Annotated in this window: 13 protein-coding genes and 1 pseudogene; 8 read left to right on the top strand and 6 right to left on the bottom strand. The window is 59.8% G+C overall.

The window, feature by feature from the left end; translation table 11 throughout:
• Nucleotides 1-136: 136 nt before the first annotated feature.
• From BK658_RS30730 to ppc, 4 genes and pseudogenes are all read right to left on the bottom strand, one after another.
• Nucleotides 137-229, bottom strand: a pseudogene (locus BK658_RS30730) (DUF4381 domain-containing protein); the annotation flags it as partial.
• Nucleotides 230-238: 9 nt separating this feature from the next.
• Nucleotides 239-913, bottom strand: a complete 675-nt coding sequence (tsaB, locus tag BK658_RS11365; protein WP_103315537.1) for a tRNA (adenosine(37)-N6)-threonylcarbamoyltransferase complex dimerization subunit type 1 TsaB — start codon at nucleotides 911-913, stop codon at nucleotides 239-241.
• A 93-nt stretch (nucleotides 914-1,006) separates the two neighbouring features.
• Nucleotides 1,007-1,654 carry an adenylate kinase gene (gene adk, locus BK658_RS11360; protein ID WP_123582364.1) on the bottom strand — a complete coding sequence of 216 codons (648 nt, stop codon included), beginning with the start codon at nucleotides 1,652-1,654 and terminating at the stop codon, nucleotides 1,007-1,009.
• Between the two features lie 290 nt (nucleotides 1,655-1,944).
• Nucleotides 1,945-4,575: a phosphoenolpyruvate carboxylase gene (ppc, locus tag BK658_RS11355; RefSeq protein WP_123582363.1), complete on the bottom strand. Its 2,631-nt coding sequence runs from the start codon at nucleotides 4,573-4,575 to the stop codon at nucleotides 1,945-1,947.
• Nucleotides 4,576-4,769: 194 nt separating this feature from the next.
• Between ppc and BK658_RS11350 the strand changes: the two genes are divergently transcribed.
• Entirely contained in the window at nucleotides 4,770-5,114 is a 345-nt protein-coding gene (locus BK658_RS11350) for a pilin assembly protein (RefSeq protein WP_123582362.1), read from the top strand.
• 168 nt (nucleotides 5,115-5,282) lie between these two features.
• Nucleotides 5,283-6,737, top strand: coding sequence for a hypothetical protein (locus BK658_RS11345; protein WP_123582361.1), 1,455 nt, complete (start codon nucleotides 5,283-5,285; stop codon nucleotides 6,735-6,737).
• A gap of 59 nt (nucleotides 6,738-6,796) precedes the next feature.
• Here BK658_RS11345 and BK658_RS11340 read toward each other — a convergent pair whose 3' ends face one another.
• Both BK658_RS11340 and BK658_RS11335 read right to left on the bottom strand, forming a co-directional pair.
• A complete protein-coding gene (locus BK658_RS11340; protein WP_123582360.1) occupies nucleotides 6,797-7,123 on the bottom strand; it encodes a PA3694 family proteiin in 327 nt (108 codons plus the stop codon).
• Complete coding sequence (locus BK658_RS11335) at nucleotides 7,120-8,034, bottom strand: alpha/beta hydrolase (RefSeq protein WP_123582576.1); 915 nt, start codon at nucleotides 8,032-8,034, stop codon at nucleotides 7,120-7,122. The genes BK658_RS11340 and BK658_RS11335 overlap by 4 nt, the downstream gene beginning before the upstream one ends.
• Nucleotides 8,035-8,414: 380 nt before the next feature.
• On the opposite strand from BK658_RS11335, the gene BK658_RS11330 reads away from it, so the two are divergent.
• From BK658_RS11330 to aauR, 6 genes are all read left to right on the top strand, one after another.
• Nucleotides 8,415-9,329, top strand: a complete 915-nt coding sequence (locus BK658_RS11330) for a glutamate/aspartate ABC transporter substrate-binding protein (RefSeq protein ID WP_123582359.1) — start codon at nucleotides 8,415-8,417, stop codon at nucleotides 9,327-9,329.
• 191 nt (nucleotides 9,330-9,520) lie between these two features.
• Nucleotides 9,521-10,267, top strand: a complete 747-nt coding sequence (locus tag BK658_RS11325; RefSeq protein WP_123582358.1) for an amino acid ABC transporter permease — start codon at nucleotides 9,521-9,523, stop codon at nucleotides 10,265-10,267.
• Nucleotides 10,267-10,938 carry an amino acid ABC transporter permease gene (locus BK658_RS11320; RefSeq protein WP_123582357.1) on the top strand — a complete coding sequence of 224 codons (672 nt, stop codon included), beginning with the start codon at nucleotides 10,267-10,269 and terminating at the stop codon, nucleotides 10,936-10,938. Before BK658_RS11325 ends, BK658_RS11320 begins: the two co-directional genes overlap by 1 nt.
• Complete coding sequence (locus BK658_RS11315; protein ID WP_123582356.1) at nucleotides 10,935-11,669, top strand: amino acid ABC transporter ATP-binding protein; 735 nt, start codon at nucleotides 10,935-10,937, stop codon at nucleotides 11,667-11,669. Before BK658_RS11320 ends, BK658_RS11315 begins: the two co-directional genes overlap by 4 nt.
• A gap of 178 nt (nucleotides 11,670-11,847) precedes the next feature.
• The gene (gene aauS / locus BK658_RS11305; RefSeq protein WP_123582354.1) at nucleotides 11,848-13,749 is read left to right on the top strand and encodes a two-component sensor histidine kinase AauS; all 1,902 of its coding nucleotides are present in this window, start codon (nucleotides 11,848-11,850) and stop codon (nucleotides 13,747-13,749) included.
• Entirely contained in the window at nucleotides 13,746-15,074 is a 1,329-nt protein-coding gene (aauR, locus tag BK658_RS11300; RefSeq protein WP_123582353.1) for a two-component response regulator AauR, read from the top strand. The genes aauS and aauR overlap by 4 nt, the downstream gene beginning before the upstream one ends.
• Nucleotides 15,075-15,203: the final 129 nt, after the last annotated feature.

The following is a 15,203-nucleotide window of genomic DNA, read 5'->3' as shown; positions in this document are numbered from 1 at the left end:
TTAGCGGCACTTACCAGTGTGCGCAAACTCCCAAGTGATAACTAGAGCACAGAAACCGGAAAAGGTTTAAAAGCGCGGTGTAGAAACTGACGATTGGCAGGGATTGGAACGCTGATGGTGGGAAGCGTGTTCAACCCTGTGGGAGCGAGCCTGCTCGCGAAGACGGTTTCACATTCAACAGTGATGTTGGCTGACACACCGCTTTCGCGAGCAGGCTCGCTCCCACAATTACTGCGTATTACCGGGCTTTGGGGGTCGCCACTTTGTCGCGCAGGTAAACCGGTTGTGCGTCATCCGCCGGGATGCCTTCGCCGCGTTCCCAGGCGAAACGGGCCAGGGTCAGCAAGTCTTCGGCGTGAGGCAACATGCCGGCATCCTGACCGATCAGGTTGACCGCGATTCGCTCGCCATAACCCCAACCGGTGCCCGCGCCGAACCAGTCGCCCGTGGCATCTGCCGGCAATGCGGCGACTTGCGGTGGCAACACCGCTTCAGCCCCCACCAGACGCATTTCGCCGGCGGTTTCGCGGTAGCAGCCCCAATAGACTTCATCCATCCGGGCATCGATGGCCGCCGCGACCTGATGTGCACCGTGCTCGCGCAATGCGCGCTGCGCCAGTACCGCCAGGTTGGATACCGGCAACACCGGACGATCCAGCGCAAACGCCAGGCCCTGAACCACGCCAATGGCTATTCGCACGCCAGTGAACGCACCCGGGCCGCGACCAAAGGCAATCGCATCGACCGCTTGCAAGGTGGTGCCCGCATCCGCCAACAACTGCTGGATCATCGGCAGCAACTTCTGCGCATGCAGGCGCGGGATCACCTCGTAATGACTCGTGACTTTGCCGTCATGCAGCAAGGCAACGGAGCAAGCTTCAGTCGCGGTGTCCAGGGCCAGCAAGGTACTCATCGATGTTTCCGTAAAGAGAAGTGGAAAAAGTCCGCCAGTATAAACAACAACGGCCCGCAAGCGGGCCGTTGAACGTAACGCCAATCAGCTTTCTCAGCTCAGCGCTTCAAGCACCTTGCCGGTGATCGCTTCAACCGAACCGACGCCTGCAATGTGGCTGTACTTCGGCTTGCCTTGAGCAGCCGACAGTTGCTGGTAGAAATTCACCAGTGGCTTGGTCTGGGAGTGGTAGACCGACAGACGATGACGCACGGTTTCTTCAGTGTCGTCTTTACGCTGCACCAGCGCTTCGCCGGTGACGTCGTCCTTGCCCGCAACTTTTGGCGGGTTGTAGACGGTGTGGTAAACGCGGCCGCTGGCTTCGTGTACACGACGACCGGCGATACGCTGGACGATTTCTTCGTCATCAACCGCGATTTCAACCACGTGATCCAGTTCTACACCGGCATCGACCAGGGCTTCAGCCTGAGGAATGGTGCGCGGGAAACCGTCGAACAGGAAGCCATTGGCGCAATCGGGCTGAGCGATACGATCCTTGACCAATGCGATGATCAGGTCGTCGGAGACCAGGCCGCCCGCGTCCATGATGCTCTTGGCTTTAATGCCCAGCTCGGTGCCAGCCTTGACGGCAGCACGCAGCATGTCGCCGGTGGAGATCTGTGGAATAGCGAATTTTTCGGTGATGAACTTAGCCTGAGTACCTTTACCGGCCCCGGGAGCTCCCAGCAGAATGACGCGCATCGATGTGCTCCTCAATTTCTTATTTAGATAACGATCGGATTTGCCGCGTGGGGCCAATCTCAAAAATAGGGTCGTGGGCCGCCCAAACGGCCAAAGGCTGATCAAGATACACAGCAGGCCCTGACCACACAAGCCGCCGAAAGTCGGAGCAACCCGTGCCTGTTACGCCCTGGCGAGGAGGCGATCCAAGTCGCAACCCCATAACAAAGTGTCGCCTGACAAGCGCGACCGGCCCCCGCGGACCGGTCGTTTGTCGCAGTAAAATTGCCTGCGACACCCCGCAAAAGACCTTAGCCGGTATTGCGCAAACCGGCGGCAATCCCCGCCACAGACACCAGCAACGCCTGCTCCACCGGGCTGCCCTGCACCACATCCGGCTGTCGCGAGCGAGCCAACAGTTCAGCCTGCAATAGATGTAGCGGATCGAGGTAGGTGTTGCGCAAACGGATGAACTCCAGGGTGTCAGGGCTATGGGCCAGCAGCTGCGACTGACCGGTCAGGCCAAGGACCACGGTACATGCCTGCGACAATAGGTCGCGTAAATGCACACCCAAAGGTAACAAATCCGGCGCAACCAATCGTTCGTCGTAAGACTGGGCAATGTCCGCGTCAGCCTTGGCCAGCACCATCTCCAGCATGTCGATGCGTGTGCGGAAGAACGGCCACTGCTCACGCATCTGCGCCAGCAACTCGCCCTCACCGCGCGCCAAGGCGTTGCTCAACGCCGCTTCCCAGCCGAGCCAGGCCGGCAGCATCAGGCGGGTCTGGGTCCAGCCGAAGATCCACGGAATCGCCCGCAGGCTTTCGATCCCGCCAGCACGACGCTTGGCCGGACGGCTGCCGAGCGGCAGGCGCCCCAGCTCCTGCTCGGGCGTGGATTGACGGAAATACTCGACGAACTGCGGATTCTCCCGCACCACGGCGCGATAAGCGCTGACGCCATCGGCCGCCAATTCGTCCATCAGGCCGCGCCACGCGGGCTCCGGCGGTGGCGGCGGCAACAGCGTTGCTTCGAGCACCGCCGCCAGATACAGGTTGAGGTTTTGCTCGGCGATGTCCGGCAAGCCGAACTTGAACCGAATCATTTCCCCTTGTTCGGTGGTGCGGAAACGCCCGGCCACCGACCCCGGCGGCTGCGACAGAATCGCCGCGTGCGCCGGGCCACCGCCTCGGCCCACGGTGCCGCCGCGGCCATGGAACAACAGCAGTTCTACTTGCTGTTCACGGCAGATATCCACCAGGCGTTCTTGCGCCCGGTACTGAGCCCAGGCCGCCGCCGTGGTGCCGGCGTCCTTGGCCGAGTCGGAATAGCCGATCATCACTTCCTGCGGGCCCTGCAACCGCGAGCGGTAACCCGGTAGCAGCAACAGTTTTTCGATCACCGGGCCGGCGTTATCAAGGTCGGCGAGGGTTTCGAACAACGGCACGACGCGCATCGGCCGCAGCACGCCAGATTCTTTAAGCAGCAATTGCACGGCGAGCACGTCCGAAGCGGCGCCCGCCATGGAGATCACATACGAGCCGAGCGACGCCGCAGGCGCCGCCGCGATTTCGCGACAAGTTGCCAGGACTTCGGCGGTGTCGGCCGAAGGTTTGAAATAGGCCGGCAGGAGTGGCCGACGATTGTTCAGCTCGCCCATCAGGAAGCTGATGCGCGCGTCCTCGTCCCAGTCTTCATAGCGACCGAGCCCGAGGTAGTCGGTGATTTCGGTCATCGCCGACGCATGCCGCGACGAGTCCTGGCGCACGTCCAGTCGCACCAGGAACAGGCCGAACGTCACCGCCCGACGCAGGCAGTCGAGCAACGGACCGTCGGCGATCACGCCCATGCCGCATTCATGCAGCGATTGATAGCACAGCTCCAGCGGATCCAGCAGCTCGCGGTTGTTTTGCAGCACGTCGGCCGGTGCCGGGGTGCTCGCGGTCAAGGATGCCTGCGCCCAGTTACGGGTCGCGCGCAGGCGTTCACGCAGTTGTTTAAGCACTGCACGGTAAGGTTCGGCGCTGTCCCCGGCCTTGGCTCGCAACTCGGTACTGGCCTGCTGCATCGACAACTCGGCAGCCAGTTGATCGACATCGCGCAGGTAAAGGTCGGCCGCCATCCAGCGCGCCAACAGCAGCACTTCACGGGTCACCGCCGCCGTGACGTTCGGGTTGCCATCACGGTCGCCGCCCATCCACGAGGCGAAGCGAATCGGCGCCGCCTCCAGCGGCAAGTGCAGACCGGTGGCCGCATGCAGCGCCTGGTCGGCTTTGCGCAGGTAGTTGGGAATCGCCTGCCACAGCGAATGCTCGATCACCGCAAAGCCCCACTTGGCTTCATCGACCGGGGTCGGCCGGGTGCGGCGAATTTCTTCGGTGTGCCAGGCCTCGGCGATCAGGCGCTGCAAGGTCGACTTGATCTGCTCGCGCTCGGCGCGGGTCAGGTCACGGTGATCCTGCGCCGCCAGTTGCGCGGCGATGGCGTCATATTTCTGGATCAAGGTCCGGCGGGCGACTTCAGTCGGGTGCGCCGTCAGCACCAGCTCGATTTCCAGCCGTCCCAATTGCCGCGCCAGCGCGTCGCTGCCATGCCCTTCAGCCCGCAGGCGGGCGAGCAGTTCGGGCAACACCCGCGCCTCGAACGGTGCCGGTTGGGACTCTTCGCGGCGGTGAATCAACTGATATTGCTCGGCAATGTTCGCAAGATTCAGGAACTGGTTGAACGCTCGCGCCACTGGTAGCAGTTCATCTTCAGTCAACTGGTTGAGGCTGGCGCGCAGTTCAGCGTCCGTCGAGCCACGACGGTCAGCCTTGGCACCCTTGCGGATCAGCTCGATCTTGTCGAGAAAGCCATCCCCGTACTGCTCGCGAATGGTGTTGCCCAACAACTCACCCAGCAGGTGAACATCCTCGCGCAAGCGTGCATCGATATCAGTCATCAGCAGTTCTCCAGCGAATGGCAGTCGACTTCAAGAGTGCCGTCCGCAGCGGGTTCTTACAAGTCAGACGACGAATCGACGGTAAACCCTGAAGGTTGGGGCTAGTCTGAAGAGTAAGCCGTACAAAGGCTTGCCACCGGCCACGGCCGGACACTCATCCCCCCTGCCATGAGCAGGTGCCTATTGAGGTCATTATGAAAATCCGTGAGCTAGCCCAACATTGGGAAGAAACCGCCAAAGGCCGTTTGACCAAGACCGGCTACACCATTCACCTGGACGTCGAAGCCGCGGCGCGGTTAGCGGCGATTACCGAGATGTACCCCAAACGCCACCCCGAAGAACTGCTGGGCGAACTGATCGGGGCCGCCCTGGAAGAGCTCGAAGCGAGTTTCCCTTACATCAAGGGTCAGCACGTGGTCGCAACCGATGAGGAAGGCGACCCGCTCTATGAAGACGTCGGGCCGACACCGCGTTTTCTCGAATTGTCGCGGCGCCATCTGCACGATTTATCAGCTCAGGCCGGCAAGCAAAAACATTGACGTGCCCGCAATACAAGAGCCCCGCCTGAGGTGATCAGGCGGGGCTCTTGTGTATACGCACGCTCTTGCCACTCGTCGCCACCTGTTATTTCTGACAGTAGGCAGCCTCCAGCGTCGCGAGTAAAAGTGAGCTCCTGGCCGGGATCACGGGCATCAAGGAGCAACACCATGCGACTGCTGACGGTTTTTTTGCTGCTGTGTGCGGCGCTGCTCCAGGGAGGATGCGCACAGTCCACCCACGACTCGAACGTCGGCGTGTCGACAAGCGGCGAGTCCGAGTATAACTATCGCGACCCTGAGACCATTCTTACTGGTGAACCCCTGCCCGTTCCGGGCGTCAACCAACGACCGGTCGTGGGTACAAAAAAGGTGTTGCTGGTGGTCGGTAAGTGGATCGGCACACCTGCGCTAAACAAGGACCTGCTGTGGTCGCAGAGCCTTTCTCCAGAGGACAAAACCTCTTTGCGCAACTACATCGCCGATGTTTCAGGCAGGAAGCTGACCCTGGAAGGCAAAATGATCACCGCTGACTTCGGTGCAAAACCGGACATCTGCAACACTCGCGACGCAGTCAAAGGTCCAGCCGAAGCTGCTGCCAGGGCTCAAGGCCTGAATCCCGACGACTATGATTATCTGTTCATCGCGGCCTCCTGCGGTAATGGTACCGGGAGTGCTGACGCACCTGGCCGAGTGCTGGCGATCTACAACCAGCCAGAGAGCTCGCATCTCTGGATTCGCCTGTTTGGCAACAACCTGGGGTTTATCAGCGGGCCGACCTACTCCGGCTGCCCTCTGAACGGCAGTGTCATCACGGCACCCGAACACTGCAACATGATCTTCTACCCCGATTACGGTAATCCCGTATCAGGCGGTCGGTCGGTGTTGTATCCCACGCACTACCGCTGGAATGCAGGCTGGTTGAGTGAGTCCCAGGTAACGCACATCAAGACGTCGGGCATCTACCGCCTCGTCCTCAGAAACAGTTATTTGATTGATCGCCCGACAACGGGCCAAAAAATAGCGCTGGAAGTCCGTCAGCCCAGCATTCCACCGTTTGACGATAAATTTCCAGTGGGCTTTGCCAAGGGCGTCTGGGCACGGTACACCAAGATGGACGCCTATGTTCAGGACACACAACTTGATGGCACGCCCGAAACGACTTCAACAGAAGATGCCACCTTGAAAGCAGGCAGTACGCTGAAGGATGAGGCGGCGGGGATCACAGTGCATGTGTGCGCAGTTGAGCCCGTGGTGGGATCGTATGCAGCCATTTCTGTTGGCCTCAATGGGGAAACACCACTGGCGTGTTCCACCCTGAAGAAACCGACCTTCACGACGCCCCAAGATGGAGATGTGGTCGACCGCGTTATGCAACTCAGCGGGTCCGGTCAACCCGGCGCGACGTTCAGCCTGACATTCATTAACCTTTCGAATTTGCTCAGTTGGACCGCCGCCGTCTATCAAAATGATGAGTCAGGCAATTGGAAAAATTCGGAATGGGATTACGGATTGAAACCAGGTCCAACCTACCAAGTTAACCTGAATCAGAACTACGGCGGCATCATTGATCGAACATCGATCAAGGTCACCGTAAAACCCGACACATCAGCTGCCAAACAATAGAAAAAGCCCCGCTTCCAGCCAAGGAAACGGGGCTTTTTTCATCTATCCGATCTAAACCGTTACTGCTCCAGCTGCGGGGTCTCTTGTCCCATGCAACGCACGGCTTTTTTCTTGTTGTTGACCAGCACGCCGGTCAGGCCTTTCTGTTCGGTGTCGAACAGCACCAGCACGCCATCGACACACTGAGCGACTTGCGCGGCCGGCTCCAGGGAGACTTTGTAGTCTTCGCCCGGTACGGTCTTGAGCATGGTGAAGTCGTTGAGCAGCAGCGCGTCTTCCGGTTTGGCGAAGTGCAGGTAACCGTAGAACCACAAGGTTGCGACGGTGCCGAGGATGCTGCAGATACCGGTGATGATCAGCGGGATGGCGTTACGTTCTTCACTCATTGCGGACTCTCTGGAGGTTCAACTTCTGAATTCGGGGGTGCCGGGTAATTGGGCGTTTCGCCCAGGCGACGCAGACCGTTGAAGTGCTGCGGGTCATCGAGGTAACGCAGCATGACGGTGCGCCAGGTCGGGACGCTGAAGGTCTGCACATGCCCGCCTCGGGTCAGTTGCAGAACACTGGGCGCGGGCGCAGCTTGATACAGTCGGATGCCATTGGAAAGAGGCACGAGCGGATCGTCGATACTGTGGAAGATCAGTTTTGGCACGCCATTGAGCTGCGGCATGGCGTAGATCGCGCTGTCGGCGTCCGGCACCAGCCAGGACAGCGGCACCTGAAACGGCCAGGTCATCCACGACGAACTCAGTGCAAACCGCCCGACATCCCGGTAACTGGCCGGCACGCTGTCGAGGACCAGCGCCTTGAGGCGGGGCTGACGCTCGGGGTGTTCAGCCAGATAATGCACGACCAGCGCACCGCCAAGGCTCTGACCCAGGACGATCAACGGTTTGCCCTGAACTTCTGGCGCCTGGTCCAGCCATTTGAATGCAGCGTCGATGTCCTGATAGATCGCCGGAAGGCCAGGTTTACCCTGCGACAGCCCATAGCCGCGATAGTCCACCAGCAGCACCTGGTAACCCTGCTTCGGTAGCCACCAACTGGCCCCCAGATGCCCGGCGAGATTTCCGCCATTGCCGTGCAAGTGCAGCACCGTGCCCTTGACCGCTACGCCTTTTTTGGCCGGCAGCCACCAACCGTTGAGTTTCACGCCGTCAGCGGTGGTCAAGGTGACGTCACGGTATTCAAGCCCGGCTTTTTGCGGGGTAAACGGCAGACCGGGATCTGGGTAGAACAGCAAGGAACTGCAACCACCGAGGGTCAGGATAAGGCAAAGAATGCCGAGGACTTTCATCCGTTGAAACTCCGCAATGAAGGTGAAGAATTCCGGTGCCATTCAGATCATCGGCATCGCGGTCTGCGGCAACTCACAGGGGATCGCATTCCAACGTAGGCGCTGCCGCAGGCTGCGATCTTTTGCATTCGGTTTTCCGAACGCGACCCATCAGTCGATTCGGTTAACCGGATTATCGAGTCCTAAAACCAACCCCATAAAAATTTAATATCTTTTAAAATCAATATGTTGATTGATTAATCCTGGCCTGGCACGACTCATGCTCTACAACTTGGGACGAATGTCTGATGTGCCAACACTTCAGGAGCCGTCAAGGCATTCTGCAGTACAAAAGGGCCGTTGAACTGGCTCCATATAAAAACAATGTAGAGGAAAATTTGATGCGCATCGTTCCCCATATCCTGGGCGCAGCCATTGCGGCCGCTCTGATCAGCACGCCAGTTTTCGCCGCCGAACTCACCGGCACCCTGAAAAAGATCAAAGAGTCCGGCACCATTACCCTGGGGCATCGCGACGCTTCTATTCCGTTTTCCTACATTGCAGATGCTTCCGGTGTACCGGTCGGCTACTCCCACGATATTCAGCTGAAAATCGTCGAAGCCATCAAGAAAGACCTGGATATGCCAAATCTGAAGGTGAAGTACAACCTGGTCACCTCGCAAACCCGTATTCCACTGGTTCAAAACGGCACAGTGGACGTCGAGTGCGGTTCCACCACCAACAACACCGAGCGTCAGCAACAAGTTGACTTCTCCGTTGGCATCTTCGAAATCGGCACCAAGCTGCTGTCGAAAAAAGACTCGACCTACAAAGACTTCGCCGACCTCAAAGGCAAGAACGTCGTGACCACCGCCGGCACCACGTCCGAGCGCATTCTGAAGTCGATGAACGCCGACAAGCAGATGGGCATGAACGTCATCTCCGCCAAAGACCATGGCGAATCCTTCCAGATGCTGGAATCGGGCCGTGCTGTCGCCTTCATGATGGACGACGCCTTGCTGGCCGGTGAAATGGCCAAGGCCAAGAATCCGACTGACTGGGCCGTGACCGGTACTGCTCAGTCCTATGAAATCTACGGCTGCATGGTCCGCAAGGGCGACGCGCCGTTCAAGAAGGCTGTAGACGACGCCATCGTCGCGACCTACAAGTCCGGCGAGATCAACACTATCTACGCAAAGTGGTTCACTCAGCCAATCCCGCCAAAAAACCTGAACCTGATGTTCCCGATGAGCGACGAGCTCAAGGCCCTGATCGCCAACCCGACCGACAAAGCGGCTGAAGAAAAGAAATCCTGATTTCTGACTAACCCACCTCCTGACAGGGCCTGCGCCCTTTCAGGAGGCTGTCACTACCTGCTGGCACTTTCTGGAAACACTCGAACCGGTGGTTGTCGAGCCGATCGCGTGTGCCTGACCCTCGAGGTCAGACGGAACGGAGTTTCCCCAGGCAGGCACTTGTACATCGATCGATCTGAGGGGAGACCCTAATGAATTACAACTGGGATTGGGGCGTGTTCTTCAAGTCCACCGGCGTGGGCAGCGAGACCTATCTCGACTGGTTCATCACGGGATTGGGCTGGACCATCGCCATCGCCATCGTGGCCTGGATTATCGCCTTGACGCTGGGCTCGGTGCTCGGCGTCATGCGTACCGTACCGAATCGCCTGGTATCGGGCATCGCCACCTGCTATGTGGAACTCTTTCGTAACGTACCGCTGCTGGTCCAGCTGTTCATCTGGTACTTCCTGGTGCCCGACCTGTTGCCGCAAAACCTGCAGGACTGGTACAAGCAGGACCTGAATCCGACCACCTCGGCCTACCTGAGCGTCGTCGTGTGCCTGGGCCTGTTCACCGCCGCCCGAGTTTGCGAGCAAGTGCGCACGGGTATCCAGGCGCTGCCGCGTGGCCAGGAATCGGCCGCCCGCGCCATGGGCTTCAAGCTGCCGCAAATCTACTGGAATGTGCTGCTGCCCCAAGCCTACCGGATCGTCATTCCGCCGCTGACCTCGGAATTTCTCAACGTCTTCAAGAACTCCTCCGTCGCCTCGCTGATCGGCCTGATGGAGCTGCTCGCACAGACCAAACAGACCGCGGAGTTCTCCGCCAACCTGTTCGAAGCCTTCACCCTGGCGACCCTGATCTACTTCACCCTGAACATGAGCCTGATGCTGCTGATGCGTATGGTCGAGAAGAAAGTTGCGGTGCCCGGCCTGATTTCCGTGGGGGGTAAATAATGGATCTCGATTTCAGTGGCGTCGTCCAGGCCGTCCCCGGCATGTGGAACGGCATGGTCATGACCCTGCAACTGACGGTACTCGGCGTCGTCGGCGGGATCATCCTCGGCACAATCCTGGCGCTGATGCGCCTGTCCCACAGCAAGCTGCTGTCGAACATTGCCGGCGCTTACGTGAACTACTTCCGCTCGATCCCGCTGCTGCTGGTGATCACCTGGTTCTACCTGGCGGTACCGTTCGTGCTGCGCTGGATCACCGGCGAAGACACGCCGATCGGTGCGTTCACCTCGTGCATCGTGGCCTTCATGATGTTCGAAGCGGCGTACTTCTGCGAAATCGTCCGGGCCGGCGTGCAGTCGATTCCCAAGGGACAGATGGGCGCAGCCAAGGCTTTGGGCATGGGCTACGGCCAGATGATGCGCCTGATCATCCTGCCGCAAGCGTTTCGCAAGATGACCCCGCTGTTGCTGCAACAAAGCATCATCCTGTTTCAGGACACCTCGCTGGTCTACACGGTCGGCCTGGTGGACTTCCTCAATGCTACGCGGGCCAGTGGCGACATCATCGGCCGCGCCAATGAGTTCCTGATCATCGCAGGTCTCGTGTACTTCACAATCAGCTTTGCCGCCTCACGGCTGGTCAAGCGTCTGCAAAAAAGGTTTGCCGTATGATTTCTATCAAGAATGTCAACAAGTGGTATGGCGACTTCCAGGTACTGACTGATTGCAGCACCGAGGTCAAAAAAGGCGAAGTGATTGTGGTGTGCGGGCCGTCTGGCTCCGGCAAATCCACCCTGATCAAATGCGTCAACGCCCTGGAGCCGTTCCAGAAAGGCGACGTGGTGGTCGATGGCACGTCCATCGCCGACCCGAAGACCGACCTGCCGAAACTGCGCTCGCGCGTTGGCATGGTGTTCCAGCATTTCGAACTGTTCCCGCACCTGACCATCACCGAAAACCTGACCATCGCGCAGATCAAGGTGTTGGGCCGCAGCAAGGAAGAAGCCACCAAAAAGGGCCTGCAACTGCTTGAGCGCGTCGGTCTTTCGGCTCACGCCCACAAGCACCCGGGCCAGCTCTCCGGTGGTCAGCAACAGCGTGTGGCGATTGCCCGTGCACTGGCGATGGACCCGATCGTCATGCTGTTCGACGAACCGACCTCGGCGCTCGACCCGGAAATGGTCAATGAAGTGCTCGACGTGATGGTGCAACTGGCCAACGAAGGCATGACCATGATGTGCGTAACCCACGAAATGGGCTTCGCCCGTAAAGTGGCGGACCGGGTGATCTTCATGGATCAGGGCAAAATCATCGAAGACTGCAAGAAGGAAGAGTTCTTCGGCGACATCAACGCCCGCTCAGACCGCGCGCAGCATTTCCTCGAGAAGATTCTGCAGCACTAAGCACCGGGCACTTGCTCAGTGCCACACCCATCTCCTGTGGGAGCGAGCCTGCTCGCGATAGCGGACTGACATTCAACATCAATGTTGACTGTAATGACCTCATCGCGAGCAGGCTCGCTCCCACAAGGGTGGGTGGTGGTCTGGAAATTTGTGTTGTGGTTGACCCAAGGCATCTGTGATGAAATGCGAATCCACTCTCTATCGCGCCGCGCCGCCATCACTTGCCGTGAAACCCCGTCTGATTCGCCATCTGTTCCTGCCACCGCTGGTCATCTTGTTGATGGTCGGATTGGGTTACCTCGGCTTCTGGGTCAGCGAACACTACGGGATTCGCAGCCTGAGCGAGAACGGTCAACGTCAGTTGGAACTGCACGCCCGCGCGGTCGAAAGCGAGATCAGCAAATACACCTACCTGCCCAGCCTGCTGGAACTCGAATCGAGTGTTTCAGAGCTGCTGGCCGACCCTACGCCCGAGCACCGGCAAGCGGTCAACGATTACCTCGAAGGCCTGAACCGGCGCAGCCGCAGTCGGGCAATCTACGTGATGGACACCACCGGTCGGGTACTGGCCACCAGTAACTGGCGCGATGTCGACAGCTACCTCGGCGAAGACCTGTCCTTCCGTGCGTATTTCCAGAATGCCGTACGCGGTCAGCCCGGTCGTTTCTACGGCATCGGCAGCACCAACGGCGAACCCGGCTACTACCTGGCCCACGGCCTGGAAGAACAAGGCAAAATCATCGGCGTCGCAGTGGTCAAAGTCCGCCTCGAAGCCATGGAAGAACGCTGGCAGCGTGCACGCCTGGAAGCCTTCGTCAGCGACGAGAATGGCATCATCATCCTGTCCAGCGACCCGGCGCGGCGGCTCAAATCGGTTCGCCCGCTCAGCGACGACACCAAGGAACGCCTGGCCCGCAGCCTGCAATATTACTGGTACCCGCTCAACGAACTGGAACCGCTGGCCCGCGAGCGGCTGTCCGAAGGCGTGGAGAAAATCACCTTTCCGGCCAACGCCGAGCTGGTCTCGGATGAACAGGAAATCAGTTACCTGTCGCAGACCCGCTCGTTGAGCGATACACCGTGGAATTTCACCCTGCTCACACCGCTCGCGGATTTGCGTCGTGAAGCGATCAACCAGGGCATCCTGGTCGCTGTGGCCTTCGCGCTGGTAGCGTTCCTGCTGATTGCCTGGAACGAACGGCGCAAAGTCATCGCCACCCGCCTCGCCGCCCGTGAAGCGCTGCAAGAAGCCAACAATCAGCTTGAACGCAAGATTGCCGAACGCACTACCGACCTGCGGGCCAGCAACGAGCGCCTGAAAAGCCAGATCCGCGAACGTCGCCAGGCCGAAGAAACGTTGCGCCGGGCGCAGGACGAACTGGTACAGGCTGGCAAACTTGCGGCCATCGGCCAGATGTCCACCAGCATTGCCCACGAATTGAACCAGCCGCTGGCCGCGTTGCGTACCTTGTCCGGCAATACCGTGCGCTTTCTCGAGCGCGGTCAGCTGGACATCGCCAGCGCCAACCTGAAAACCATCAACGATCTGATCGACCGCATGGGCCGGATTACCGCCAGCCTGCGCTCCTTTGCCCGGCGCGGCGACGATCAGGGCCAGGCCAGCCTCGGCAAAGCGGTAGATGCCGCCTTGCAGTTGCTCGGCGCACGCCTTGAAAGCGCTCGTTTGCTGTTGCACCGCGAGTTCAGCGACGTGCAAGTACAGATCGACCAGACCCGTCTGGAACAGATCCTGGTCAACCTGATTGGCAACGCCCTGGACGCCATGCAAGCGCAGCCATTGCCCGAACTATGGCTGGAAGGTGACGTTGTCGACGGCAAATATCGCCTGCGCGTCCGCGATAACGGCCACGGTATCGACGCCGAAGCCCGCAAGCATTTGTTCGAACCTTTCTTTACCACCAAACCCGGCGAGCAGGGCCTGGGCCTTGGCCTGACCCTGTCGGCGAGCCTGGCGGCCGCCACCGGCGGTCACCTCGGCGTCGAGCATCCGGCCAGCGGTGGTACCGCTTTCGTCCTCAGCTTACCGTTGGTAAGCCCCGTTCCTGCCGAGCCGATATGAACAACGACCTTAGTGTGCTGATCGTCGAAGACGATCCCCATGTCCTGCTCGGTTGCCAGCAGGCGCTGGCTCTGGAAGATATCCCCTGCGAAGGCGTTGGTAGCGCTGAAGAGGCCTTGGCGCGGGTCGGCGACAACTTCGCCGGGATCGTCATCAGCGACATTCGCCTGCCGGGCATCGATGGACTGGAACTGCTAAACCGCCTCAAGGCCCGTGACCGTAGCCTGCCGGTGGTGCTGATCACCGGCCATGGCGACATCTCGATGGCGGTTGGCGCGATGCAAAAAGGCGCCTACGACTTCATGGAGAAACCGTTCTCCCCCGAACGCCTGGTCGACGTCGCGCGCCGCGCCCTGGAGCAACGCAGCCTGGCTCGCGAAGTGACCTCACTGCGCCGGCAACTGGCCGAGCGTGATTCCCTGGAGGGGCGGATCATCGGGCGCTCGCCCGCCATGCAACACCTGCGCGAGCTGATCGCCAACGTCGCCGACACCTCGGCCAACGTATTGATCGAAGGCGAGACCGGCACCGGCAAAGAACTGGTCGCGCGTTGCCTGCACGACTTCAGCCGCCGTCAGTCGCAGCAATTCGTCGCGCTGAACTGCGGTGGCCTGCCGGAGAACCTGTTCGAAAGTGAGATTTTCGGTCATGAAGCGAATGCGTTCACCGGTGCCGGAAAACGGCGGATCGGCAAGATCGAACACGCCAACGACGGCACGTTGTTCCTCGACGAAGTAGAAAGCATGCCATTGCCGCTGCAAATCAAACTGCTGCGGGTATTGCAGGAGCGTACGCTGGAGCGGCTCGGCTCGAACCAGAGTGTCGCGGTCGACTGCCGGGTGATCGCGGCGACCAAGTCCGATCTCGACGACTTGAGCCGCGCCGGCCAGTTTCGCAGCGACCTGTATTACCGCTTGAACGTCGTGACGCTGGAATTGCCGCCGCTGCGTGAGCGTCGCGAAGACATCCTGCAATTGTTCGAACACTTCTTGCTGCAATCGTCCCTGCGCTTTGACCGTGCGCTGCCTGAACTGGACAACCAGACCCTGTCGAGCCTGATGAGCCACGACTGGCCCGGCAACGTGCGCGAGCTGCGTAACGTCGCCGAGCGTTTTGCCCTGGGTTTGCCGGCCTTCAAGAAGTCCGGCACCGGTGGCGCCACCCAAGGCCTGGCGTTCTCCGAAGCGGTGGAAGCCTTCGAACGCAACCTGCTCAACGATGCCTTGCAGCGCAGTGGCGGCAACCTGACCCAGGCCAGCCTGGAACTGGGAATGGCCAAGACCACGCTGTTCGACAAAGTTAAAAAATACGGCTTGAGCCACTAGAGTCTGTTGACGTTTGGGTCCGCCTTCACGTCTGATACTGCTTTGAAGGGCAAACCCGCTCCCCCGCAAGCACTATCCCCTGTGGCGAGGGGGCTTGCCCCCCGTTCGAGTGCGAAGCGCTCGTAATCC

Source organism: Pseudomonas brassicacearum (assembly GCF_003732175.1).
GTDB classification, from domain to species: Bacteria; Pseudomonadota; Gammaproteobacteria; order Pseudomonadales; family Pseudomonadaceae; genus Aquipseudomonas; species Aquipseudomonas brassicacearum_G.
Note: the sequence above shows the minus strand (reverse complement) of the source record. Positions and strands in the feature narration are given on the sequence as shown.